Annotated in this window: 23 protein-coding genes and 4 pseudogenes; 8 read left to right on the top strand and 19 right to left on the bottom strand. The window is 68.3% G+C overall.

Annotated elements, in window-relative coordinates:
* Positions 1–288: 288 nt before the first annotated feature.
* The 3 genes and pseudogenes from HWX39_RS16650 (at position 289) to HWX39_RS16640 (ending at position 3525) form a co-directional block, all read left to right on the top strand.
* Positions 289–2694, top strand: a complete 2406-nt coding sequence (locus HWX39_RS16650; RefSeq protein WP_175969097.1) for a phosphoketolase family protein — start codon at positions 289–291, stop codon at positions 2692–2694.
* A pseudogene (locus HWX39_RS16645) lies at positions 2694–2846 on the top strand (cyclic nucleotide-binding domain-containing protein); the annotation flags it as partial. The gene HWX39_RS16650 and the pseudogene HWX39_RS16645, both read left to right, overlap by 1 nt.
* Before the next feature lie 304 nt (positions 2847–3150).
* Positions 3151–3525, top strand: coding sequence for a DUF3564 family protein (locus HWX39_RS16640; RefSeq protein ID WP_175969096.1), 375 nt, complete (start codon positions 3151–3153; stop codon positions 3523–3525).
* Positions 3526–3653: 128 nt separating this feature from the next.
* On the opposite strand, the gene HWX39_RS16635 is transcribed toward HWX39_RS16640, so the two are convergent.
* The 10 genes and pseudogenes from HWX39_RS16635 to atpD form a co-directional block, all read right to left on the bottom strand.
* A complete protein-coding gene (locus HWX39_RS16635; RefSeq protein WP_175969382.1) occupies positions 3654–3965 on the bottom strand; it encodes a hypothetical protein in 312 nt (103 codons plus the stop codon).
* Positions 3966–4256: 291 nt separating this feature from the next.
* A complete protein-coding gene (locus HWX39_RS16630; RefSeq protein WP_175969095.1) occupies positions 4257–5096 on the bottom strand; it encodes a FoF1 ATP synthase subunit gamma in 840 nt (279 codons plus the stop codon).
* Between the two features lie 128 nt (positions 5097–5224).
* Positions 5225–6640 (bottom strand): annotated as a pseudogene (locus tag HWX39_RS16625) (F0F1 ATP synthase subunit alpha); the annotation flags it as partial.
* Positions 6612–7367: a F0F1 ATP synthase subunit delta gene (locus HWX39_RS16620; RefSeq protein WP_175969093.1), complete on the bottom strand. Its 756-nt coding sequence runs from the start codon at positions 7365–7367 to the stop codon at positions 6612–6614. The pseudogene HWX39_RS16625 and the gene HWX39_RS16620, both read right to left, overlap by 29 nt.
* 12 nt (positions 7368–7379) lie before the next feature.
* A complete protein-coding gene (locus HWX39_RS16615; protein ID WP_105821004.1) occupies positions 7380–7628 on the bottom strand; it encodes a F0F1 ATP synthase subunit C in 249 nt (82 codons plus the stop codon).
* The gene (locus tag HWX39_RS16610) at positions 7625–8323 is read right to left on the bottom strand and encodes a F0F1 ATP synthase subunit A (RefSeq protein ID WP_175969092.1); all 699 of its coding nucleotides are present in this window, start codon (positions 8321–8323) and stop codon (positions 7625–7627) included. The genes HWX39_RS16615 and HWX39_RS16610 overlap by 4 nt, the downstream gene beginning before the upstream one ends.
* Complete coding sequence (locus tag HWX39_RS16605) at positions 8320–8637, bottom strand: ATP synthase subunit I (protein WP_175969091.1); 318 nt, start codon at positions 8635–8637, stop codon at positions 8320–8322. Before HWX39_RS16605 ends, HWX39_RS16610 begins: the two co-directional genes overlap by 4 nt.
* Positions 8627–8908 (bottom strand): annotated as a pseudogene (locus tag HWX39_RS16600) (AtpZ/AtpI family protein); the annotation flags it as partial. The pseudogene HWX39_RS16600 and the gene HWX39_RS16605, both read right to left, overlap by 11 nt.
* Positions 8909–8943: 35 nt before the next feature.
* Complete coding sequence (locus HWX39_RS16595; RefSeq protein WP_175969089.1) at positions 8944–9396, bottom strand: F0F1 ATP synthase subunit epsilon; 453 nt, start codon at positions 9394–9396, stop codon at positions 8944–8946.
* On the bottom strand, positions 9389–10855 hold the full coding sequence (gene atpD, locus HWX39_RS16590; protein ID WP_244135051.1) for a F0F1 ATP synthase subunit beta: 1467 nt from the start codon (positions 10853–10855) through the stop codon (positions 9389–9391). The genes HWX39_RS16595 and atpD overlap by 8 nt, the downstream gene beginning before the upstream one ends.
* 261 nt (positions 10856–11116) lie before the next feature.
* On the opposite strand from atpD, the pseudogene HWX39_RS35935 reads away from it, so the two are divergent.
* A pseudogene (locus tag HWX39_RS35935) lies at positions 11117–11239 on the top strand (phosphate acetyltransferase); the annotation flags it as partial.
* Positions 11240–11317: 78 nt separating this feature from the next.
* Here the strand turns inward: HWX39_RS35935 and HWX39_RS16580 are convergent.
* The gene (locus HWX39_RS16580) at positions 11318–11908 is read right to left on the bottom strand and encodes a hypothetical protein (protein WP_175969088.1); all 591 of its coding nucleotides are present in this window, start codon (positions 11906–11908) and stop codon (positions 11318–11320) included.
* Between the two features lie 114 nt (positions 11909–12022).
* Positions 12023–12442 (bottom strand): hypothetical protein, encoded by a 420-nt coding sequence (locus HWX39_RS16575; RefSeq protein ID WP_175969087.1) that lies wholly within the window; start codon positions 12440–12442, stop codon positions 12023–12025.
* On the opposite strand from HWX39_RS16575, the gene HWX39_RS16570 reads away from it, so the two are divergent.
* Positions 12441–12791 carry a SymE family type I addiction module toxin gene (locus tag HWX39_RS16570; RefSeq protein WP_175969086.1) on the top strand — a complete coding sequence of 117 codons (351 nt, stop codon included), beginning with the start codon at positions 12441–12443 and terminating at the stop codon, positions 12789–12791. The genes HWX39_RS16575 and HWX39_RS16570 overlap by 2 nt on opposite strands.
* Positions 12788–13108, top strand: coding sequence for an XRE family transcriptional regulator (locus tag HWX39_RS16565; RefSeq protein ID WP_175969085.1), 321 nt, complete (start codon positions 12788–12790; stop codon positions 13106–13108). The genes HWX39_RS16570 and HWX39_RS16565 overlap by 4 nt, the downstream gene beginning before the upstream one ends.
* A 431-nt stretch (positions 13109–13539) precedes the next feature.
* Here HWX39_RS16565 and HWX39_RS16560 read toward each other — a convergent pair whose 3' ends face one another.
* From HWX39_RS16560 to HWX39_RS16540, 5 genes are all read right to left on the bottom strand, one after another.
* A complete protein-coding gene (locus tag HWX39_RS16560; RefSeq protein ID WP_175969084.1) occupies positions 13540–14265 on the bottom strand; it encodes a glycosyltransferase family 25 protein in 726 nt (241 codons plus the stop codon).
* A 351-nt stretch (positions 14266–14616) separates the two neighbouring features.
* Positions 14617–15168, bottom strand: a complete 552-nt coding sequence (locus tag HWX39_RS16555) for a DNA-binding protein (protein ID WP_175969083.1) — start codon at positions 15166–15168, stop codon at positions 14617–14619.
* A gap of 44 nt (positions 15169–15212) precedes the next feature.
* On the bottom strand, positions 15213–16460 hold the full coding sequence (locus HWX39_RS16550) for an MFS transporter (protein ID WP_175969082.1): 1248 nt from the start codon (positions 16458–16460) through the stop codon (positions 15213–15215).
* Positions 16461–16755: 295 nt separating this feature from the next.
* On the bottom strand, positions 16756–17085 hold the full coding sequence (locus tag HWX39_RS16545; RefSeq protein ID WP_059522924.1) for an H-NS histone family protein: 330 nt from the start codon (positions 17083–17085) through the stop codon (positions 16756–16758).
* Positions 17086–17412: 327 nt separating this feature from the next.
* Positions 17413–18762 carry a reverse transcriptase family protein gene (locus HWX39_RS16540; RefSeq protein WP_175969081.1) on the bottom strand — a complete coding sequence of 450 codons (1350 nt, stop codon included), beginning with the start codon at positions 18760–18762 and terminating at the stop codon, positions 17413–17415.
* A gap of 853 nt (positions 18763–19615) precedes the next feature.
* Here HWX39_RS16540 and HWX39_RS16535 point away from each other — a divergent pair.
* Positions 19616–19888 carry a hypothetical protein gene (locus HWX39_RS16535; protein WP_175957448.1) on the top strand — a complete coding sequence of 91 codons (273 nt, stop codon included), beginning with the start codon at positions 19616–19618 and terminating at the stop codon, positions 19886–19888.
* A gap of 129 nt (positions 19889–20017) precedes the next feature.
* Here HWX39_RS16535 and HWX39_RS16530 read toward each other — a convergent pair whose 3' ends face one another.
* The gene (locus HWX39_RS16530) at positions 20018–20173 is read right to left on the bottom strand and encodes a hypothetical protein (protein WP_175969080.1); all 156 of its coding nucleotides are present in this window, start codon (positions 20171–20173) and stop codon (positions 20018–20020) included.
* A gap of 908 nt (positions 20174–21081) precedes the next feature.
* Here HWX39_RS16530 and HWX39_RS16525 point away from each other — a divergent pair.
* Positions 21082–21267: a hypothetical protein gene (locus HWX39_RS16525; protein WP_175969079.1), complete on the top strand. Its 186-nt coding sequence runs from the start codon at positions 21082–21084 to the stop codon at positions 21265–21267.
* Here HWX39_RS16525 and HWX39_RS16520 read toward each other — a convergent pair.
* On the bottom strand, positions 21204–22169 hold the full coding sequence (locus tag HWX39_RS16520; RefSeq protein ID WP_175969078.1) for an SDR family oxidoreductase: 966 nt from the start codon (positions 22167–22169) through the stop codon (positions 21204–21206). The genes HWX39_RS16525 and HWX39_RS16520 overlap by 64 nt on opposite strands.
* Positions 22170–22200 lie beyond the last annotated feature (31 nt).

Here is a 22200-nt window from a genome sequence, read left to right as displayed (position 1 = left end):
GACCCATGTCAACGGCCCGGACGCTGCCGCGACCGACGATGTTGCCACCCGGAACGATGTGCGCCGTGGCGCTTCATGCAGACATCCGAATGACGGGCCCTGCCGCACGCGGAGTCCGTCCGACGCGATCCGACTGTCGCGCGGCGGCTGCATGATCGGACGCCGCCCATCGACGCCGGCGCGTGACGAAGGGCCGGCCTCGTCGTTATCGCATCGCACGGTGAAAACCGGGCGATTCGCCACGTGTCGAGTGTCCGTCACGCGGCGCGTCACTTGCAGGAGCATGGCATGACCCAAGCCGACCCAACCTCCCCCGCCCCGCTTTCCGACGCGCTGCTGCATCGCATGAACGCGTGGTGGCGGGCCGCCAACTATCTGTCGGTCGGGCAGATCTACCTGCTCGACAATCCGCTCCTTCGCGAGCCGCTGCAGATCGCGCACGTCAAGCCTCGCCTGCTCGGCCACTGGGGCACGACGCCTGGGCTGAACTTCATCTACGTCCATCTGAACCGCGCGATCAACGCGCGCGATCTCGACGTGCTGTTCATCGCCGGCCCGGGCCACGGCGGCCCCGGCGTGCTCGCCAACGCCTGGCTCGAAGGGGCGTACAGCGACACCTATCCGAACGTGCCGCAAAACGCCGAGGGCATGGCCGCGCTGTTCCGCCAGTTCAGCTTCCCCGGCGGCGTGCCGAGCCACATCGCGCCGCAGACGCCGGGCTCCATTCACGAAGGCGGCGAACTCGGCTACTCGCTGTCGCATGCATTCGGTGCGGCCTTCGATCACCCCGGGCTGATCGTCGCCTGCGTCGTGGGCGACGGCGAGGCGGAAACCGGGCCGCTCGCCACCGCCTGGCATTCGAACAAGTTCCTCGATCCGGCCTCGGACGGCGCGGTGCTGCCCATCCTGCATCTGAACGGCTACAAGATTGCCAGTCCGTCGATCCTCAGCCGCATCGGGCAGGACGAACTGGAGAGCCTGCTGACCGGCTATGGCTATCGGCCGCTGTTCGTCTCGGGCGACGAGCCGATGGCCACGCACCAGCGCATGGCGGCCGCGCTCGACGACGCGCTGGACGACATTCGCGGCATCCAGGCGCGGGCGCGCAGCGCAGGCAACCTCGCCCGCCCTCGCTGGCCGATGATCGTGCTGCGCACACCCAAGGGCTGGACCGGCCCGACGCGCGTCGACGGCCTGAAAACGGAAGGCCACTTCCGTTCGCACCAGGTGCCGATTGCGGACCTGAAGCAACCGGCGCACCTGCACTTGCTGGAAGACTGGCTGAGCAGCTATCGCCCCGACGAACTGTTCGACGCGCACGGGCGACCGTGCGAGGCGATCCGGTCGCTGGCGCCGGCCGGATCGCGCCGGATGAGCGCGAATCCGGTGGCGAACGGCGGCGGCGAGGCGCGCGAGTTGCGGATGCCGGATTTCACCCGCCACGCGGTGGCGGTGCCCGCGCCCGGGCAGGTCGACGCACAGGCCACGCGCGTGATGGGCGGCTTCCTGCGCGACGTGATGTCCGCGAATCTGGCCGACCGCACGTTTCGCGTGTTCGGCCCGGACGAAACGGAATCCAACCGCTTGTCGGCGCTGTTCGACGTCACCGCGCGCACCTGGATGGCCGCGACCGATCCCGACGACGTCCAGCTCGCGCCCGACGGCCGGGTCATGGAGATGCTCAGCGAGCATACCTGCCAGGGCTGGCTCGAAGGCTATCTGCTGACCGGGCGGCACGGGCTGATGTCGTGCTACGAAGCGTTCATCCATATCGTGGATTCGATGTTCAACCAGCATGCGAAATGGTTGAAGGCGTGCCGGGAAATCCGCTGGCGGCGGCCGCTGCCGTCGCTCAACTACCTGCTGACCTCGCACGTCTGGCGGCAGGACCACAACGGCTTCAGCCACCAGGATCCGGGTTTCATCGATTTCGCGGTCAACAAGAAGGCCGACACGGTGCGCGTCTACCTGCCGCCGGACGCGAACACGCTGCTGGTCGTCACCGATCACGCGCTGCGCACCTGGAACCGGATCAACGTGATCGTCGCCGGCAAGCAACCGGCGCCGCAATGGCTCGACCTGGATGCCGCGATCCGGCATTGCAGCGCCGGCGCGGGCATCTGGGAGTGGGCGGGGAACGACGGCGACGGTGAACCGGATGTCGTGATGGCTTGCGCGGGCGACGTGCCGACGCTCGAGACGCTCGCCGCCGTCGACCTGCTGCGCATCCATCTGCCGGCGTTGCGCGTCCGGGTCGTCAACGTCGTCGACCTGATGACGCTGGAGCCTGCCGACGTCCATCCGCACGGGTTGAGCGACGCGGATTTCGACGCGATGTTCACGACGAACCGGCCGGTGATCTTCGCGCATCACAGCTACCCCGCCCTGATTCACCGGCTGACCTATCGCCGCGCGAATCACGCGAATTTCCACGTGCACGGTTTCATCGAGGAAGGGACGACCACGACGCCGTTCGACATGACGGTCCTCAACCGGGTCGACCGCTTCCATCTGTGCGAGGCCGTGCTCGATCACGTGGGCGAACAGGTGCAGGCGGGTGCGCATTTCAGGCAGTACCTGCGCGACAGGCTGGTCGAGCATCGACGCCATGTGGACCGGTACGGCGACGACCTGCCGGAAATCCGCGACTGGCGCTGGCAGGCGACGCCGGGCAGCCGGAACCCGATGCGGTGAGCCGCTCGGTCAAGCGGGGCGAGCCGCTGTTCCGCGCGCACGATCCGTTCCAGCGTCTCTACTCGGTCCGCACCGGCTCGTTCAAGACGATCGTCATGCATCGCGACGGCCACGCGCAAGTGACCGGATTCCAGATCGCCGGGGAGCGCGTTCCGGCGTTTGACTTGCATCAATCGCCTGCGCGAGTCCGCGCATAGACTGGGTCGGACGACTTGCCGAACGCACCGCGCGATGACGACCGCTCCCATGACACGCATGCCTAAGACATCCTCGCGGCCAAGCCGAGACTCGGCGGCCGCGCGCACTGCGGCGACACCGCGACGCCGCTGCCTGCCGAGCGTGGGCGGCCCGCTGTCTTCCGAGGACGCGCATACGCGATTCGCTGGGTCATGAGCCAGTAAATGCGTCGGCCGCCGGTGCCGGCGGCCGCCCTCCTTCGTCGATTCGGAGCCCATCGTGCGAATCACCCTGCATCTCGATACTTTCGCCTGCGACAACCCTTCGGCCTATGCCATTCTCTGGATCGACACGGCCATGCGTCGCTGGTCGCGCGAAGGTCATGCGGGGATGGACCTGCCCGCGTGGGGGACGCTCGTCCGCGAAGGCAGCGCCACGCTGATGACCGGTCCCGACGACGCCGGCGCGCTGTGCTGGCTCGACGATTTCGATCTCGACGCACCGTCCGGGCCGTTCGAAGGCCAGGCCGGCATCGCGCGTTGGCTGCGCGATGCCCGGCAGGCGCCAGTGCCTGGCGCATGGCGGGTGCAGTGTGTCGACGATACGGCCGAGACGCCGGAGCACGAGATATTCACGGGCGACGAAGAAGATTAGCCGGACCACCGGCGCCGACTGCGCCGCCTCCATCACCGCGGCGAATCGACCCACGCCTGGCGAACCGCGGTGGGCCGATGGGCCGATGCGTCGGGCCACGGCGAATGGCGTCCGATGCGCGGAACGTGTCAGCTCGGGTTCTCGTGGGTTTCAGCAGCGGCGATCCCGGCAAGTTGCCGCTCGGCGACGTCGAATGCCCGCTTCAGCGCGTCCATGAGATCCATGCCTGTCATATGCGGAACGGGACGAAATTCCCCCTTGCGCGTGATCAGATCGAGTCGCACGTCATACGTCGGCTGGCGGGTCGACGCGCCCATGGCCTCGATCGCGAGATGGCAGCCGGCCAGTCGCGGACTGAACGGCTCGAGACGCATCAGCTGGATGCTCGCTTCCGCCTCCAGCTGAGCCGACCCGGCGAAGCCGAAATAAGCGATCTGCATCCCGATTCCCATGTTCCGCTCCTGTTGATCGCGCCGATCGACGGCGAGAGCCGGTTCATCAGCGTGGGGCGCTCGCCATACCCGATTCCGTGCATCCATCTTCCGTGGCGGCGGCCCGGCCTCGTTGATGTGCGTCAAGCGACGGACATCGCCGCACGCTGTCCGCCAACCGGCGCGGGCCTCGCGAAACCGGTGCCGGCCACACGACCGGCCGGGAGCGCAGCGGCGCCGTCGCCGACGACGACGCGCGGACGAGGTCGTGCCGACGCGGGGAGGAACCGGCCATCCCGGTCACGGATCGATACCCGCCGCCAGTTCGAGGATGTCGGCCGTGATTTCGTCTTGGCGCGCGAGCCGGCAGATCTGCAGCAATTCGGCGAGCTTGTGTTCGATATTGGCGCGCGCGGCGATCATGGCCCGCGTGCGCGCTTCGTTTTCCGCCGCGAACGCCAGCATCGCCGCTTCGCACAGTTCGACGAATACATACGCCTGCGCCAGCTCCGCCAGCACCCGATCGGGCGGCAGGTTCAGCAATGGCGGCTGCGAGCGCGGCGCGGCGTCGAAGCGGCTGTAGTCGAACGGCAGCAGCCGATGCTCGACGACGTCGAGCCTCGCGGAGCCGGGCATCGCGTGCACGATCGACACGGTTTCGGCGCCGCTGGCGGCGAGATGGGCGAACAGCGCATCGGTCAGGCGGCCCGCGAGGGCGACGACGTCATCCGCGCGCGAAGTCATCGGCGTGGTCCACGCAACCGGCAGTCCGCACGCGTCGGCGAGCGCCGCGCCGCGCGACCCGATCAGCAGATAGTGGGCAACCTCGCCGCAGCGGCGGGCGCGATCGAGAATCTGCGCGTTGTATGCCCCGACGAAGCCCTGCTCGCTGCACAGCACGATAACCACCTGCGGTTTCGCGGGCGCGCCGGCCGTGCCGCCCGCCGGGCGCGTCGGATCCGCCGACAGGACGGCGCCGATCGCCGCGCCGATGATCGCGGCACACGCGCGCACACCCGGCAATCGCGCCTGCGCGTCGTGCGCACGCGCGGCCGCGACGCCGCGCATCGCGCCAATCACGGATTGCAGCTGGCGGGCGGTCTCGGCGCGCGCCTCCGCGGCGCTCAGCTTGTCGCTCATGACGCCACGGCTCCCGATTCCGTCGCGCCGGCCTGGGCGGCCAGCCGCTCGACCTGCTCCCGGACCATCCGGACCCGCCCGGCGAGCGCGGCCGGATCGTCGAGCAGGGCGCCCGGTGGCGCCTGATGCGCATCGAGCCAGGCCGGCAGTTGTTCGCGAATCGCCGTCAGCAGGCGTGGCGGCGCGGCGTCGAACACGCCGTCGGCGAGCGCTTTCAGCAGCACGACTTCATCGATCGTTCGCAATGGATGAAAGCGCGGCTGCGTGATCAGCGCGCGAATCCGCTCGCCGCGCGTGATCTGCCCTTTCAGGCGCGCATCGGTCAACCCGCCGAAGCGCGTGAACGCCTCGAGTTCGAGGAACTGCGCATAGTCGAGCCGCAAGCGCCCGGACGCCTCGCGCAGCGCCGGGTGCTGCGCCTTGCCGCCCACCCGGCTGACACTGAGGCCGACGTCCACGGCGGGCCGCTGGTTGGACGCGAACAGCGCGGCGTCCAGCACGATCTGGCCGTCCGTGATCGAGATCAGGTTGGTGGGGATATAGGCGGCCAGGTTGCCGGCATCGGTTTCCGCGATCGGCAGCGCGCTGAGCGAACCGCCGCCGAGCTTCGCGGACAGCTTCGCGGCCCGTTCGAGCAGCCTGGCATGCAGATAGAAGATGTCGCCCGGATACGCTTCGCGGCCCGGCGGCTCGCGCGTCAGCAGCGCCAGCTCGCGGTGCGTGGCCGCGTGCTTGGTCAGGTCGTCGATCACGATGAGCGCGTGCTGGCCGCGGTCGCGAAAATATTCGGCCATCGAGAAAGCGGCGAACGGTGCGATCCACTGCAGCCCGGATGCCGCGGCGGCCGGCGCCACGACGAAAATGCAACGCTCCGGCGCGCCGTACCGGGCCACCGCGTCGATCACCCGCTGCACGGCGCTCGCCCGCTGGCCGATCGCCACGTAGACGCAGATCACGTCCGAATGCCGCTGGTTGACGATCGCATCGATCGCCAGCGCGGTCTTGCCGACCGCCCGGTCGCCGATGATGAGTTCGCGCTGCCCGCGGCCGATCGTGAACAGCGCGTCGACGATCAGCAAGCCCGTCTCGAGCGGTTCGACCACCAGGTCCCGATCGATGATCGCGGGGGCCGGCCGTTCGATCGGCGAGCGCATCGTCGTGCCGACGGGGCCCGGATGATCGAGCGGCCGGCCGAGCGGATCGACCACCCGGCCGAGCAGGGCCGGGCCGACCGGCACCTCCAGCACGGCGCCCGAGCAGCGCACCGCCGCGCCCGCCTCCAACCCCGCATCGGCGTCGAGCAGCACCACGCTGATCTGGTCGGCATCGAGCGTGTGCACGAAGCCGGTCGAGCCGTTGTCGAAGAGCAGACGCTCGTTGAGCATCGCGTCGGGCAGGCCGGACACGAATGCGATCCCGTCGGCAAGCCGTTCGACCCGCCCGATGGCCTCCGCCGACGGCGCGAGTGCGGCGCCCTCGAGCGCGGCGCGCTGGCGTGCGAGCCAGTCGGCGTGTTCAGGAAGATCGGCTGGCTTCATCGTCATTCAGCAGTACCGCCTCGATATGTTCCAGATCCTGCTTCAGGCTGTTGCGCACCCGCGCGTGCGCCGCGTCCAGCTCGAGTCCCGCGATCAGCGACGCGTCGATCCGCACCGCCAGTTCGACCGGCCGGCCCAGGCAGGCGGAAAGCGCGGCCCGGCATGACGCGATTTCCTGCGCATCGAGCGCGCGCGGCGTGCGAAGTTGCAACGGCGTATTGCCCGCGCCCAGTTCCGAGCGGACCGATTCGGGCAGCATCGCGACTTGTCCGGCGAGGCCATCGATGAAGCCGCTCACGCGCGCCGGTTCCGGCAGGCGCGTGAACAGCCGCGCCGCGATGTCGAGCGCGAGGCGGGTCGCGCGGCGGGCGTCGTCGCGCGTGCGCTCGAGCCGTTCCGACTCCAGCCGGGCAGCCGCCGCGTCGCGCAACTGTCCCACTTCCGCCTGCGCCTGCGCGAGCAGCGATGCCTTCTCCGCGGCGGCCTGCCCCGCCACCTCCTTCAACGCATCGGCGCGCGCGGCCACTACCCTGGCGAGTTCGGCCTCCGCCGCCTGGCGCGCATCGCTCGCCGCGCGCGCATCGTCGCGCGCGGTGTCGATCAGCTTGCGCGCCGCTTCCTGGCGCGCCGCGATGATCGCGCTGACCGGCTTGAACAGAAAGCGCGACAGCAGCCACACCAGCACCAGCACGTTGATGGTCTGCAGGATCAGCGTGGACCAGTCGATTCGCATCGTCGCCTCGCGCTACTTGATGAACGGGTTGGCGAACAACAGCAGCAACGCGATCACCAGGCAGTAGATCGCCATCGTCTCGATCATCGCCAGCCCGACGAACAGCGTGCGCGACACCGTGCCCGCCGCATCGGGCTGGCGGGCAATCGCGTCCATGGCCGCGCCGACCGCGCGGCCTTCGGCCAGCGCGGGCCCGATCGCCCCGAACGACACGGCGAGCGCCGCTGCCGCGATGCTGACGATTTCGACGAGATTGCTCATGACTGCTCCTGCTTGCGGCGGTGAACGGAGGGTTCGTCATCGGCCGCCGCCGCACCAATGAACACCATCGACAACACCATGAAGATGTAGGCCTGGACCGTGCCGGTCAGCAGGTCGAGGGCCATCAGCGGGATCGGCACGATCAACCCCGCGAGCGACAGCACGATGCCGATCACGAACACGCCGCTCATCACGTTGCCGAACAGCCGCACGATCAGCGAGAACGTGCGCGTCAGCTGCTCGACGAGATTGAGCGGGATCATCACCCAGGTCGGTTCGGCGAAGGTGGCGAGATAGTTCTTCCAGCCGCGCGTGCGCACGCCGTAGTAGCCCGTCGCGCCGAGGACGACCAGCGCGAGCGCCGCGTCGGTTTCCAGGTGCGCGGTGGGCGGCTCGACACCCGGGATCAGCGATGAAGCGTTCGCGGTGAACACGAACAGGAAGATCGTGCCGATCAATGCGCGATAGCGGGCGGCCCCGGCTCGCATCGTGTCGACGATCTGTGCGTCGACGGTGGCGACCAGCAGTTCCAGCACGCTTTGCAGGCGCGACGGCTCGAGCGACAGGCGGCGGCGCGCGAACGCCGAGAACGCGGCCAGCGCCAGCATGATTCCCCAGGTGACCAGCACGGGCGACGAAATCGACAGCGGGCCCAGCGTCCAGAGCGGGACGGTCGCCAGCGGCGAGGCGCTCATCGCGGCCTCCGGGGTGCCGTCAATGCGCCGGCGTATCGGAGCGCGACGGCGCGCGCGACCAGCAGCCCGAGCGCGCCCGCCACGACGGCGGCGGCGCCGAGCCGGGCCAGCGCCACCAGCACGGCGACCGCGATGGCGATGCGCGCGCCTTGCAGTCCGAGCGCGCAAGCCACGCGGCCGGCGGCGAACAGGCGGCCGTTCCATGCGAGCGAACCGAAGTGCCACGCACCGAGCACAAGCCCGACGGCAACGCCGAGCATCGCGGCGGCCAGGCTGGCGACGGCAGGCGGCGCCAGCCACGCATCAATCGTCATGGTCGTGTCCTTGTTGGTTATGCATCCATTTCCACGCGAACCAGAACCCGGCGGCCGCGCCGATCATGACCAGCGGCGCGGAGAAGAACACGCGCGTCGCATACAACCGGTCCAGCCAGCGCCCCAGCGCCAGCCCGGCGAGCGTCGGCGCGAGAATCGCCCAGCCGAGCACGCCGATCTGCGCCAGCCGCGTGCCCAGCGACGGTTCGGGATCGCGTGCGCCGCGCGACGCGCGTTCGGCGGCATGCCGCGCGGCCTGCTCGACGCGATCGGGCCGGTCGCGCTGATCCGGCGGCGGCCGCCCGCTCATCGCCGGGGCTCCGCGACGAACGGATCGCGAGCGTCGCCCGCGCTTCCCCCGGGTCGCAGATAGGTCAGCAAACGCCTGACCGTTTCGGCATGCAGCCGTGTCTCGTCGACGCGGGCGCGCCGTTCGGCGTCCAGCCGGGCTGCGCGGTTCGCACGCACGAGCGCGTCGAGTTGTTCGAGCGAATCGCCGGGCACCGCGTCGCGGCACGCGATCGCGACGCGGACGCCGCCGGACACGCTCAACACGCCTTCGTCCAGTGCGCAGTAATGCCATTGGTCGTCGGGGGTTCGCCAACGCACCACCGACGCGCGCAGCAGCGTCACGAAATCGACGTGGCCGGGCCGCACGCCGAAGCTGCCGGTCGCATCCTCGGCGCGCAGCGAGGCGATCTCCAGCGTATCGACCAGCAGGTGCGCGGGCGTCGCGATCGTCAGGTCGAGCCTAGCCATGCGCGCCTCCATTGCCGCCCGCGGCGGCGGCTTCCTTGCGGCGCGCGTCGTCCAGCGTGCCGACCATGTACAGCGAGCTTTCCCGCCATGCATCGCACTCGCCGCGCAAAATCGCGGCGCAGCCGGCGATCGTTTCGGCGGTCGTCACCGAGCGGCCCGGCTGGCCGGTAAACGCCTCGGTCACCGCGAACGGCTGCGTGAGGAAGCGCTGCAGGCGGCGCGCGCGTTCGACGGTGCGGCGGTCGTCCGCGCCCAGTTCCTCGATGCCGAGCAGCGCGATCACGTCCTGCAGTTCGCGGTAATGCTCGATCGCGCGGCGCACCTCGGTCGCGACCGCGACGTGCTCGTCCCCGACCACGAGCGGATCGAGCAGGATCGACGACGACGCGACCGGATCGATCGCCGGATACATGCCTTCCGCCGCCATCGAACGCGACAACACCACCATGCTGTCGATGTGCGCGGCAATGGCGGTCACCGCCGGATCCGTGAAATCGTCCGCCGGTACATAGACGGCCTCGATTGCCGTGACGGCGGCGCCTTCCACCGACGCGATCCGCTCCTGCAGCGCGGCGACCTCGCTCGCCAGCGTCGGCTGGTAGCCGACGCGGGACGGCAGGCGGCCCAGCAGACCCGACACCTCCGCGCCCGCCTGGACGAAACGGAACACGTTGTCCATCAGCAGCAGCACGTTTTGCGCGCGTTCGTCGCGGAAATATTCGGCGATGGTCAGCGCCGTCAACGGCACGCGCCAGCGGGCGCCCGGCGGCTCGTTCATCTGGCCATACACCAGCACCGTGCGGCCCAGCACGCCGGAGCCGCGCATGTCGAGCAGCATCTCGTGCCCTTCGCGCGACCGCTCGCCCACGCCCGCGAACACCGAAATGCCCTGATAGCGCTCGACCATCGCATGGATCAGCTCCATCACGAGCACCGTCTTGCCGACCCCGGCGCCGCCGAACATCGCGGCCTTGCCGCCTTGCGCGAGCGGCGCAAGCAGGTCGATCACCTTGATGCCCGTCGCGAACAGCGTGCTCGCGCCCTTCTGCTCGGCCAGCGGCGGGGCATTGCGGTGAATCGGCCGCCGCGGCACGTCGGCGGGCAGCGCCGGGCCATCGTCGCCGGGCGCGCCCGTCATCGTCAGCAGCCGGCCCAGCACGTGCTCGCCCACGGGCACCCGCAGCGGCCCGCCGTGCGCCCGGACCGTCATGCCGCGCCGCAAACCGCCGGTCGGCGCGAGCGCGAGTGCGCGCACGGCGGTTTCGCTCAGGTGCGCGTGCACCTCGGCCGTCACCGGCGCCGCACCGTCGACGACGATTTCGAGCGCGTCGTTCAGCGCGGGCAGCGCGTGCGCATCGAACCCGACGTCCAGCACGGCGCCGCGCACGGCCAGCACGCGACCGTCGCGATGCGTTTGCGCGGCGTGTTCTGCCTGTTCGGAGGTCAGCCCTTGATCGATCGTCACCGTGTGCCTGCCCGCTATCGTTGGGTCCTGTTCCACGGTAACGGCTGCTCGCGTTCCCGGGCTGATCCTCGTCAAGAAATGGCCAGACGAATCACGCAACCCGCGAGTACGGCGCTCGCCGGCCGGTTGCCGGACAACCTGACCGGCACGCGCTTCGCATTTCCCGGGACGACAGCGATCTGTTCGCCGCGTGGTCCGGTGACGTGAATCCGGCGCACGTCGATGCGGCGTTCGCCGCGCGCGACCGGTTCGGCCCCGACCTCGGGACTGCGCACCGACTGGCGCATCAGCCATGTCCATGCGATGGACCTTCCCGCCTATCCGAAACCGCTCATCGTCACCGACGCCGCGATCAACATCGCGCCGTCGCTCGACCAGAACGTTCGTCGATTTCGTCGCGGCGGGCCATGTCGAGCCCGGCGCTCAGCAGCGCGCCGTTCGCGCGACGCCCGGACCTCAGGGTTCGATCAGGCGCGGTTGGTCGGTGAAGGCCACGCCCGTGTCGGCCGGGCTCGCGAGCTGCGCGGCCTGGCGCGCGGGTTCGCGCGTCGCGGCCAGCCAGCGCGTGAACTCGGCGGCGGTCATGCCGACCGCCGCGGCCGAGCCGGACGACGATGCCGCGGCAAGCGCCGCGTCGTCGTGGCGGGCCGCACGCACCTTCGGCGCGGCGGCATTCGTGGCGGCCGGCGCAACCGATGCGGTTGACGTCGCCGGCTGGCGGGCCGGGGCGATGCGGGCGCGCTTGCGGCTCGGTGCGGTCGTGGGCGTCGGTGCGGCGGCGGGCACGACGGTCGTGACGATCTCCTGCGGGTTCTGCGCTGCCGGGCTATCCGTCTGCATCGCGAACGATTCCTGCCGACTCGCCACCGGCTGCGTGCGTTCCGGCGCGACGACGGCGGCGACCGGCGCCGCGACGCCCGCCTCCGGCATCATCGAGATCGCCGCCTCGTAGAACGTGTCCGGTGACGGCGCACGCTTGCGGATGTCGATGATGTGCGTCGCCGCGACACACACCGAGCCGAACACGAGGCCGACGAGCAGCGTCATCAGCGTCGGCCGCAACCGGCGCCGGCCGTGCGACGCCGCCCACGCGCGATTTTCGGTGCCGAAATCCGTCGCCCGGACTGCCGCGATGCGCGGCGCCTCGAACGGCTCGCGCGGTCACGCCTGGATCGTCGAAGTCACGCGTGCATTCATCGTCATGGCGAGCCGCGAAAACGATCCTCGTGCGGCGTGCCACGGAGTGCATCGAAGCAATCGTTCGACACGCTTTTCAACACATTGGCGATGAAACGACGATGCGGCCGGCCAGCGCAAGCGCCGCGAAATCGTTGAGCAGCAAGCATCCGCGACATCGGCCTGATGGCCAGTACTGCTGAAACGCACATAACCATCACCCGGAACCGGTCGAACTTGGCTACAGTGGTTGCACGTTTTCGCAAGGAGGTTCAGGTCATGTCGCCACGCCACGCATGTGACGAAGTGACGACCGGAATCCACCGCGTAAACGAGCGCGGCCTGCAGATGTAGGAGCACCCGCAGGCCGCTGACCACAACCAACTCAACCACGGAGTTGACCATGGCTGACGCGAATCATAGCGCACCATTTATTTTCCAAGACTGTTTCGTCAACACTCAGACATCGTCTCAATCTTGCCGCATCGTCCCGCACCTGAGGCTCACCGATATGGCGCCGCCTGTCCTGCATCTGTGGATGAAGCTGTCCGGCCGGTGGATCGAGGCAGCGGGCTTCGAGCCCGAGCAGCGCCTGCAGATCGAGGTGTCGCACCAGCGGCTGGTAATCACGCCGATCGACGCCGCGGGCAGCGATCCTGTCGGGAAGGTCGGGAAGAATGGATTCCCCGCTGTCGAACCCGCGACGGAGCGGCGGCAGCGGCAGTTCTCGGTGATCACGGGGGAAGCACAATGAGTCACGACAATCAGCATCACGACACCGACAACGTGCCGGCCGATTTCGACTACTACGACGTCGGGGAACTGGCGGCCAAGTCCGCACTCGTGCTGAAACTCAACGCATTGATCGCCTCGCGCGGCCTGAGTGAGGACGAGGCTGCGGCGCTCGCGGAAATGGCCCGGGCAGCGGTCACGCCCGAGCAGCGCGAGCGGCTCCGGAACGTTACGCTGGATCATCTGATGGTGATGCTGGCGGCATTTGGCCAGCATGTGGAAATCGTGGTGCGGCCCGTGGGGAAATCGGGCCCGGCGGGTATCACGGTGTCGGTCTGACAGCGGGTGTAGCCCGATAAGGAAGGGGGTGGCGGCCTTAAGCGCGCCGGCGCGCGCTTAAGGCAGCGTCGGGCGTCGGTGCTATCAAGGAAATAGCATAAAGGCGGCCGGGCCGAACGGTCGCCAACGAAGCGGCTTCGTCGCCCCCTTCCATTTAACGTCGACGATTGTCACAGCCAATCGGAACGGGCTGATTCTGTAATCAGTCAAGCGAATCTCTACCGTGTTCCGCATGATCAAGAGACGATCGCTGCTTTCCAAACGTCGGAAGTCTGCCAACGCGTTCCGTCATTCGCGTTGAATCTGCAAAAAGCCGCTGCCGTGATCAACGGCAGCGGCTCACCCGCCGGATCGCCCGATCCGCCATGCGCCTGATCCACACACCGATCGCCGAATCACCGCTTGCGCGGCCGGTTCGTCGTTTCGCGCGGTCAAACCTGGATCGTCGACGTCTCGCGCGCATTCATCGTCACGGCGAGCGGCGGAAACGTGGCCGCGCTGCACATCGCGCCGTAGAACTTGTTCATCACGACGTCGATACCGCAGTTCGGCATCATGCGGCCCAGTCCGTGCGAATACAGCGCCTCCGGCTGCAGCGGAAAACAGCGATCGAGCAGGAAACGCGCGCCGGCCGGCGAGATCGTGTACGCGCAGATCCTGTAGAACTCGAGCAGATTCATCACGAGCACCGGGCCGCGGTCGCTCTGGAAATCGCCGATCGCATCGGTGAGCGCCGCTTCGTCGAAGCGCATCGTCACCGGCGTGCGGCTGTTGAAGATCGACCCGCGCAGGATCGAATCGAAGTTGTAGCCCCACGCGACGAAATCGTGACGCCCGGGGTTGTCGCGCAGGAATTGCTGCGTGGCGTCGTGGAAGTCCGGCCGGAAGATCGCATCGTCTTCAGCGATCGTCACGAGTTCGCTGCCGGAGGCGATGTCGGTCCACAGGCGGTGCGTGGTCATCGCGATGCCGAACGCGCCGCGCGTGTACGGCAGCCCGGGCGCGAACAGGCCGGATGCCGCAAGATCGTCATCCGACAGCACATGCCCGTCGATCGCATCGACGAACGCGAAATCCAGATGGGGATCGTTGGCGCGGAACGCATGCCGGCGCGCGTCGCCGCGGCGCAGCGAAATGACCTCGACGGTCGGGCGCACGGCCGGCTCTCCGACAACGCGAAGAAAGTGTGGAGCAGCGCGAGACCGAAGATGATCGCGCCGGCAAGTTCGACGGTATGGGGCATGGCGGATTCCTGAATGAGCCGGCACGCAACCGGGCCGGAGGGTCAGAGGTGACGGACGAACCGGCGAGCGCAACGACCGGCCGTTCCTGGACACTCAAAGGGTATCGTGCGCACTCGCCTCATTGAATCGGACCAGTCCGATACTGCCGTTCCACGCGGGCACGTCGTGTTTCGTCGCGCTTCGTCGCCCGGACAGCCGGCAACGGCAGGCCCGGTCATGCCGCGCGGGCGTCGCGGCGCACACGCGTCGACGCTGCTCGACGCGCTATCGCAGCGCCTGCTCCGTCGAAAACGCGTGTTCCACGAAGCGGATCACGTCGTCGAGCGACGACGTGCACGTGGCCCCCGCCGCGAGCTCGCGAAACGCACCGTCCGGCCCGAAGCAGACGAGCGGCTTGCGCCAGCGCCGCGCGAGCGCAATTTCCTCGGCCGTGCCGTGCCCGCCCGGCAGCGCAACGATCAGGTCGCTGCTCAGCACGTTCACGTAGTTGCGGTTGATCGTATCCGGGGCGGCGTCCGGCTCGCGGCGCGGCAGCGGCGTGAGGATCGGGATGTCGACGAACGGATGCGGATAGCCGTCGAGCGGCACGAAGCCCGCGTGCGGATCGGCCTGCGTCGGCAGGATGCCGATCGATCGGCCGGCCCGCCCGGGCACGTCGGCGAACGCGCGCGCAACCGCCAGCATCACGCCCTGCCCGCCGCCCGTCAGCAGGTTGAAGCCCGCCTGCGCGAGCCAGGCGCCGAGCGGCTCCGAAAACGCGAGCCACGGTTCCTTGCCCGAGCCCATCACGCCGATCGTCTTGTTCTGCTGCTGCATCGTGGTTTCCGGTGAAATCGTGGGGAGGCGCGCGATCGCCGCGCTCACTCGAGTTCGACGCCCTTGAGCTCGGGAATCAGGCACAGCGTCGCGACCATGTCGAGCACGTAGAGGCCGGCGAGCAGCGCGATGGCCGTCTGGAACGAGTAGTGCGCGGCCAGCGCGCCGACCGCAACCGGGCCGAAGCCGCCGACCGCGCGGCCGATGTTCCACAGCACGTTCTGCGCGGTCGCGCGGGCGGCCGTCGGATAGCCTTCCGACATCAGCGTTCCGTAGCCGCCGACCATCCCGTTGACGAACATGCCCATCAGCGCACCGGCCCACAGCATCGCGGCCGGGTCCGACAGCCGCGCATACGCGATGACCGTCACGACCGAGCCGAGCTGATACAGCAGGAACGTCGGCTTGCGCCCGATGCGGTCGGCCAGCTGCCCGAACACCCAGACGCCGATCATCATCCCGACGACCGTCGCCGCCGTCCACAGCCCCGACTTCGTCAGCGAGAAGCCCATCTGTTTCGACAGGAAGGTCGGCAGCCAGATCATGATCCCGTAGTAGCCGAAGTTCTGGACCGAACACAGGATCACGATGCCGAGGCTCGTGCGCGCGGTCCGGCCGTCCGCGACCAGCAGGCGAAATGCGTTGGGCTTCGGCTGGGCTGCGCGCCGCACGAACGCTTCAGGCTCGTGCAGCTTGTTGCGCATCGCCCAGGCGAGCAGCGCGGGCAGCACGCCGACCAGGAACATCCCGCGCCAGCCGACGTGCATCAGCAGGAACGGCGTCAGCAGCGCGGCCAGCAGTACGCCGGCCTGCCAGCCGAGCGCGACGTAGCACGACACGCGTGCGCGCTTGCTGGCCGGCCACGCTTCCGCCGCGAGCGCCATGCCGATCCCGAACTCGCCGCCCAGCCCGATGCCCGCGATGGTGCGGTACACCAGCAGATCCCGGAAACCCTGCGCGAACGCGCACAGCCCGGTGAAGATCGCGAACAGCAGGATTGTCCAGGTCAGCACGCGCACGCGCCCGTAACGGTCGCTCAACGCACCGAACAGGATGCCGCCGGCGACGGCGCCGATCAGCGTCCACGTGACCAGCGCGCCGCCCTGCCCGGGCGTCAGGTGCAGCGCCGCCGTGATCGCCGGCAGCATGAAGCCGAGGATCAGCAGGTCGAAGCCGTCCATCGCATAGCCGATCGCCGATCCGGCCAGCGCTTTCCACGCATACGCGCCGACCTGCTCCACGCGCGGGGCCGACGGGCCGCCGAGCGACGAAGGTTTCATGTTTGCTGCCATGGTGTCCCGCCACGATTGTCCGGCGACATTCTAAGGCCTGTGCCCATGCCCGACGGGCCGGCAGAACAGCCGCCGGCGATGGCCCGCGCGCGCGTCGGCACCCGCTTGCGGGACGGCGGGCGGGAATCTGCGGGCGATGAACGGGAGGGAAAAACGGCGATCCGGCGGCGGCGAGGCCGGCAGTGTCGCGGTCAGGCCGGACACCGGATGAAAAACAGCATGCTGGCGCAGTGTTGCCGGCCGGCCCGCTTGCGCGAACCGGACGGCGCCGGGCGGCCTCGCGGCCCGGCCGGCTTCAGCCCTGGTCGTCTCCGGGCCACCAGGTCTTGGCCCCGCGGTCGACGGCGAGCGTATCGAGATCCTTGCCTTCGAGCCATTTCGGCCGCGGGCCGCGGCCCGACCATGAGCGGCCGGTCGTCGGATCGTAGTACTTCGCAGGTGCCTTGCGCTTTCGCTGGACGATATAGCCAAGCGCGCTCAGTACTTCCTGCTGCGAAATTCCCAAAAGCTCGACCTGTTCCTTGAATGCCGCGAGCGCGGCCTGCTTCTCCTTCTGCTTGGCATCCGACAATTTGATGTTCAGGTCCCGAAGTTGTGCTTCGAGTTCCTGCAGGGCCTGGGTCATGTATTCATCCTCTTTGGGCATGTTTTCTCGAAAAGCTCCGATGGCGGAACCTACCACGAAGTTCCGCCGATCGGGGCTGTCAAATGTACGAATCGTTTGCCTGAGCCGGCACGGCTTGCGCAATACGCATTAAACGACGTCACGCGTCAATCAATGACAGGACAGGACCGGGCCGGCAATGCGCAGCCCGCCATGTACGAAGGCACGGCGAGCGGCTGCGGCAAGTCAGCGCCGCACTTGGCACGGGCGCGGCATGGCGCGAATGATAGCAGTGCTCGGCGCCGTGTTGCAGAATCCGACGGCCGGCGTCGATGCGGGCCGGGCCGTTTACCTGCAGATGTCGCGGGCTTCCCACGCGATCCGGTCGAACAGCGCGCGCAGCTTCGCGCCGCGCGCCGCGTTCAGCGCGGCCGCATGCGCGACGCGCCCGGCGAGATGCGCGCGGAAATCCGGATGCGCATCGCGATTCTGCGACGCCGGCCCGCTCCGGATGCAGTTGGTCAGGATGGCCTTCAGGAGATCGAACTCGTCGCGCGCCAGATTCGGATGACGATTGACGACCACCCCGGCCAGTTGTTGCCGCATGCCGCGCCGCATCACGCGCGTCTTGCGCAGTTGCAGCGCAAAGCCCTCCTCGAGCGCGATCGCGGCGACCCGGACCTGCAGCCGCTCGACGTCGCGCGCCAGCGCGCCACCGCCGGAAAAGGCGAGATCGTCGGCATAGCGCGTGTAGGTTGCACCGAGCGATCGCGCGAGCGCGGCGAGCCGCATGTCGAACCGGAATGCGCTCAGGTTCGCGAGGGCCGGGGACGTCGGCGCCCCTTGCGGCAGATGCCGTTCGCGATAGCGCTGGCGGCCGATCCAGTCGAACCGGTCGCGCAGGTCGGGCGCGAGCAGCCGCGCGGACGGCACGCGATTGGTGCACAGCCCGGTGAGCGTCCGCGCGACTGCGGCCGGATACCCGAGCGTGACGAACAGCGCGTGCACGCGCGCGGCGCGTATCGATACGAAGAAATCCGCCAGATCGAAACGGACGACGACATCGCGATCCGCATGCGGCGCCGCGAACGACACGATGCCGTGCCCCTTGCGAAAACCGTGCACCGCACCGTGCGGCGCGATGCGATCGAGCAGCCCGTGCAGGATGCGGCGCTGCGCTTCGCGCAGCCGGCCTTTCGGGATTTCGACGAGACGGCTGCCGCCGCTGCGCTTGTCGTGCGCCACGTACGTGTAGTGATGCAGCGGCGTGGCGCTGCCGCGCGCGTCGACGCGCCAGTGGTCGGACAGCCAGTCGAGCGCTGGCGCGCTCACGCCGAGCCAGCCGGCAAGATCGCCGGGCGTCGCCCATTGCGGCACGTCGCAGCCGGCGAGCGGCGCCGGCAACGGCCGCTGCACCGGCGCGCGCCGCACGACACGGATCGCGGCCGGCCGATCGCTGCCGTACCAGGCGAGCACGAAAGCCGGCGCATCGGCGAGGACCGCCGCCAGCGTACCGATGTCGACGTCGTCCCAGCGCGCACCGAAGCGGGCGAGCGCGGCATCCGCGACTTCGTGCGTCCACGGTGGCGCGCTGCCGAGCACGGCCGCCATCCGGGACAGGACGCCGGCGCGTTCAGGCGCACCGGCCAGCATTGCTTCGGCAATCGTGCGGGTGGTGTCGAACAGGGAGCCGGACATGGGAATCGATGGGCGGGACGATGAGCCAACGTGACTGGTGCCGCGAGGAGTCGTGTTGCGCAACGCGCAACGGCGCTCCTTGCGACGCATCGGGGTGTCGATCTGATCCACGGGGTAGCCCCGTAGTCCTGGAACATTCGTTGCCTGTTCCGGGCGTGTGCTTGACCCACCGGCCCGCGATGCGACTTTAATGGCCGCGAACGCGGCGTGTCAAACCGGGCTACTTGTTCGAATGCGTCAGGGGGGGCGGGCAATTGCATCGTCACGTGCTTGCCATCCGCGGGCCCGGTGTCCTGACGCTCCCCGCAGGTTCGGGAACTCGCGCAGTGTAGCGTCTTTCCGGGCCGGGTCGACCCGGCCGGGGCCGACTTCGAAGGATGCGCGCCGCGCAGCGCGCGCACCGGACGAGTCCCGCGCGCGAACGCTTGAGCCCCCCATGAACACCCATGCGCTTCACCCGCCGCACCATCAACCATCGAATCAATATTCGGCGCCGATTATTTAAATATCGGAATAATCAAAAAACAAAAACAACAGTTCGCAGAATTCAATGAAATCAAATTCAAACAAAATTATCGAATCCGATTAACGATAAATTAATACGATTGGCGCCATCAAATTCAAATAAATAACCTTCGTTGTGCGTCGCAACACCGCGAATCAAAAATCAACGAGAAGCGGAGACGCAGCACGACTTATTTCATTCGTGCTTGGTCGCAAAGTTTCCCCCTTGTCAGGCCACTGTTGATTCCCAGACACTTGTGAATCAGCAATCCGGAAAGACCGACACGTCTTTCCGGACTTGACCGACGTCGTCATATCGCATCAATTCATTCAATACAAAAGGAAAATCATGAAGAAGATTGCAACCGTGCTGTTTTCGGCACTGATGCTCGCCTCCACGTGCGCGTCCGCACAGGCGCTTTGCAAGGCCGGCAAGATCGACAAGATCGAAACCGACCCAACCGGCAACCTGCTGGTGACCATTAACGACGGCGTCTACTCGTTCAGCGCCAAGGAAGTTTATTCAATTATTTACCAGGCGTATTCTGAAAACCGGAATCTTTTTATCTACGGCAATAATTGCGCAAATGGCTCGCCGGCGACCCGCTTTGCCATTCGCTAATCAACCTTAAAATGCTCGACGATTACCGGTACGTAGAGCCTGGAGCTGGATTGACATTCTGAATCCAGCGCCGTCGCGGGCTGCGGTGTCGGCGCTGCGCATCATGACACCTTCATGCCCGCTACCTGATCACCCCCCTGCCAGTTCCACCCCGGGCCGCATGAAACAGGCCGTGCTTACCGTAACGGGACAGGCATTATCGGGCCGTTGTCGCCCCGGCGGCATGCGGGTGACGAGCGCATCGTCGCTGTCGTGCGCGATCTCGTTGCCCGCCTTGGCGATCATGGTGAAAGCGTCATGTAACGTCGCGGCATCAGGCGTGCTTGTTTCATCGACGGTCGGGGTTTGCCGCCCACGACGGAGCTGGACGCGCGGTCGCGTGACGGGTGCCGGATTCACTGTAGCGCTCCACGCTTCGCAGCCCTGTTGATCTCATGTCAATGTACGTGGCACCGTAACCATGTATGAGCGAAAGGAAACGGGAACGTGGCTCGCAATTGGCATAGCTGCCCGCGCTGCGGTTGGCGCAGCAACTGAAAGCATGGGTCTGTGGTCGAGCTCGGGAGCGGCAATGGGCTGTGCAATCGGAGCCAGCGCCACAAGGCCGCGTCGGTCGGCACGCGTCGATCGTGCAGCAGCGTGCACGGCGTTCGTCGCAATCCCGAAGCCTGCGTCAGTTCCTGTTCGATCAGCGATACCGCTTCGCAGTCCTCATACTCTTCACGCTCGGGATCGGCGTGATGCGATCGTCGCATCGTGTCCGCTGTTCGGCGCGCTGCGCCACTACCGGACGCTGCTTCAAGCCACGCGACAGCACGACGGCGAACCTCCCCGCCACATCTGACCGATCGAGACCGCTCCGCCGCTCGTCCAGGCGACCGGCGGCGGGCGCTGCATATGCCCCCGCGAAAGGCAACCGCCCGCCCAGCGCGTGCCGATTGCCGCGCGCGCAGCGCGCCACGTCGCCGAGCCCCGCGCCGGTGCGCGAATCGTAGCGGCGTAGCGCGCGACACATCGGCTCAGCGAGATCGCGCAGAGCGGATAGCGGCGGACCGGCCGCCCGCCGCAGACGGCGTCATCGATCCAGCAATCGCCCCAGTCAGTTGCATGGCTGGGCTCCTGGGTGGGCGACGAGGTGCGGGTCGGTGCTCGCTCGCGAACGGCATTCATCGCGCGGCCGCCGACATGGGCAGATGCGGCTCGTATGGCTCGTGTGGCTCGTGTGGCTCGTGTGGCTCGTGTGGCTCGTGCGGCTCGTGCGGCTCGTGCGGCTCGTGCGGCTCGTGCAGCGCGGGCCGCGCGCGGCGCCCGGCTCCTACAGCACCTGCGGCGCATCGCGCAGCACGGCGCGCAGCGCGGTATCGAACGGCGTCGCGTGATCGATCCCGGCCGCGCGCACGCGCGACGCGTCCAGATGGCAATCGTACGGGCGCGGCGTCGCGTCGGTCGGCTGGTCGATTCGCTCGAGCGCGGCTTCGACGCCGAGCGCGGCCGCGATCCGCTGCGCGATGTCGTACTTCGTCATCGGCTCCTCGCCCGACCAGTGACGGAGGCCCGTGATCGACGCCCCCGCGAGATGGCGCAGCGTCAGGTCGCGGATGACGTCCGCGACATCCGGCGTATAGGTCGGGTAACGGATCGCCCAAGCGTCCATGCCGACCGCGCCGGCGCCCGGCCGAGCGGATGCGACGATCGCCGGCACGAGGCTCGTGACGGCCGATTCGCTCCAGTCGACGATCGGGCCGAAGAGCAGCGGCAGACGCAGCACGCACGACAGCGGCGACGCGGCGAGTAGCGCCGCCTCGCCTTCCAGCTTCGTGCGGCCGTAGATGTTCAGCGGATTCGGGGCGGCGTCCTCACGGTACGGGGCAGCCTTGCCGTCGAAGACGTAGTCGGTGGAGATGCCGAGCGTCCATGCGCCGTGGCGCGCGGCAAGCGCACCGATGCGGGCCGGGGCGGTGACGTTGATCGCGCGGGCGCCGGCAGGATCGCGTTCGCAGACGTCCGGACGGCGTTCGGCCGCGCAGATGATCACGGCGGCCGGTTGGCGGGTGGCGAAGAGGTGTTCGAGGGCCGGCTCGTCGAGGACGTCGAGTTCGGCGAGGTTTTCCGGTGGCAGTGCGAGGCGTTTTGCGCCCGCGCTTTGCGGGTTCCGGAGGGTCGCGACGAGGTTCAACGACGATTCGCGGGCCAGGGACGCGGCAACCGCGCGGCCGAGCAGGCCGGCGGCGCCGATGAGCAGGACGGTCGGGAGGACGGTCGACGGGGTCGGGTTTGGCATGGGCGGCAATCCGGGTGACGTGGGGGCGCGA

Source organism: Burkholderia sp. BCC0322, assembly GCF_902833045.1.
Taxonomy (GTDB): Bacteria; Pseudomonadota; Gammaproteobacteria; order Burkholderiales; family Burkholderiaceae; genus Burkholderia.
Note: the sequence above shows the minus strand (reverse complement) of the source record. Positions and strands in the feature narration are given on the sequence as shown.

What these genes read in the sequence shown, in the direction of transcription:
- HWX39_RS16650 (WP_175969097.1), top strand. Translation starts at nt 289, where the DNA reads ATGACCCAAGCCGACCCAACCTCCCCCGCCCCGCTTTCCGACGCGCTG.
- HWX39_RS16635 (WP_175969382.1), bottom strand. Translation starts at nt 3,965, where the DNA reads ATGCAGATCGCTTATTTCGGCTTCGCCGGGTCGGCTCAGCTGGAGGCG.
- HWX39_RS16630 (WP_175969095.1), bottom strand. Translation starts at nt 5,096, where the DNA reads ATGAGCGACAAGCTGAGCGCCGCGGAGGCGCGCGCCGAGACCGCCCGC.
- HWX39_RS16620 (WP_175969093.1), bottom strand. Translation starts at nt 7,367, where the DNA reads ATGCGAATCGACTGGTCCACGCTGATCCTGCAGACCATCAACGTGCTG.
- HWX39_RS16615 (WP_105821004.1), bottom strand. Translation starts at nt 7,628, where the DNA reads ATGAGCAATCTCGTCGAAATCGTCAGCATCGCGGCAGCGGCGCTCGCC.
- HWX39_RS16610 (WP_175969092.1), bottom strand. Translation starts at nt 8,323, where the DNA reads ATGAGCGCCTCGCCGCTGGCGACCGTCCCGCTCTGGACGCTGGGCCCG.
- HWX39_RS16605 (WP_175969091.1), bottom strand. Translation starts at nt 8,637, where the DNA reads ATGACGATTGATGCGTGGCTGGCGCCGCCTGCCGTCGCCAGCCTGGCC.
- HWX39_RS16595 (WP_175969089.1), bottom strand. Translation starts at nt 9,396, where the DNA reads ATGGCTAGGCTCGACCTGACGATCGCGACGCCCGCGCACCTGCTGGTC.
- HWX39_RS16580 (WP_175969088.1), bottom strand. Translation starts at nt 11,908, where the DNA reads ATGACGCTGCTCGTCGGCCTCGTGTTCGGCTCGGTGTGTGTCGCGGCG.
- HWX39_RS16570 (WP_175969086.1), top strand. Translation starts at nt 12,441, where the DNA reads ATGGCTGACGCGAATCATAGCGCACCATTTATTTTCCAAGACTGTTTC.
- HWX39_RS16575 (WP_175969087.1), bottom strand. Translation starts at nt 12,442, where the DNA reads ATGGTCAACTCCGTGGTTGAGTTGGTTGTGGTCAGCGGCCTGCGGGTG.
- HWX39_RS16565 (WP_175969085.1), top strand. Translation starts at nt 12,788, where the DNA reads ATGAGTCACGACAATCAGCATCACGACACCGACAACGTGCCGGCCGAT.
- HWX39_RS16555 (WP_175969083.1), bottom strand. Translation starts at nt 15,168, where the DNA reads ATGCAGCAGCAGAACAAGACGATCGGCGTGATGGGCTCGGGCAAGGAA.
- HWX39_RS16550 (WP_175969082.1), bottom strand. Translation starts at nt 16,460, where the DNA reads ATGGCAGCAAACATGAAACCTTCGTCGCTCGGCGGCCCGTCGGCCCCG.
- HWX39_RS16545 (WP_059522924.1), bottom strand. Translation starts at nt 17,085, where the DNA reads ATGACCCAGGCCCTGCAGGAACTCGAAGCACAACTTCGGGACCTGAAC.
- HWX39_RS16540 (WP_175969081.1), bottom strand. Translation starts at nt 18,762, where the DNA reads ATGTCCGGCTCCCTGTTCGACACCACCCGCACGATTGCCGAAGCAATG.
- HWX39_RS16535 (WP_175957448.1), top strand. Translation starts at nt 19,616, where the DNA reads ATGAAGAAGATTGCAACCGTGCTGTTTTCGGCACTGATGCTCGCCTCC.
- HWX39_RS16530 (WP_175969080.1), bottom strand. Translation starts at nt 20,173, where the DNA reads ATGATCGCCAAGGCGGGCAACGAGATCGCGCACGACAGCGACGATGCG.
- HWX39_RS16525 (WP_175969079.1), top strand. Translation starts at nt 21,082, where the DNA reads ATGCGGCTCGTATGGCTCGTGTGGCTCGTGTGGCTCGTGTGGCTCGTG.
- HWX39_RS16520 (WP_175969078.1), bottom strand. Translation starts at nt 22,169, where the DNA reads ATGCCAAACCCGACCCCGTCGACCGTCCTCCCGACCGTCCTGCTCATC.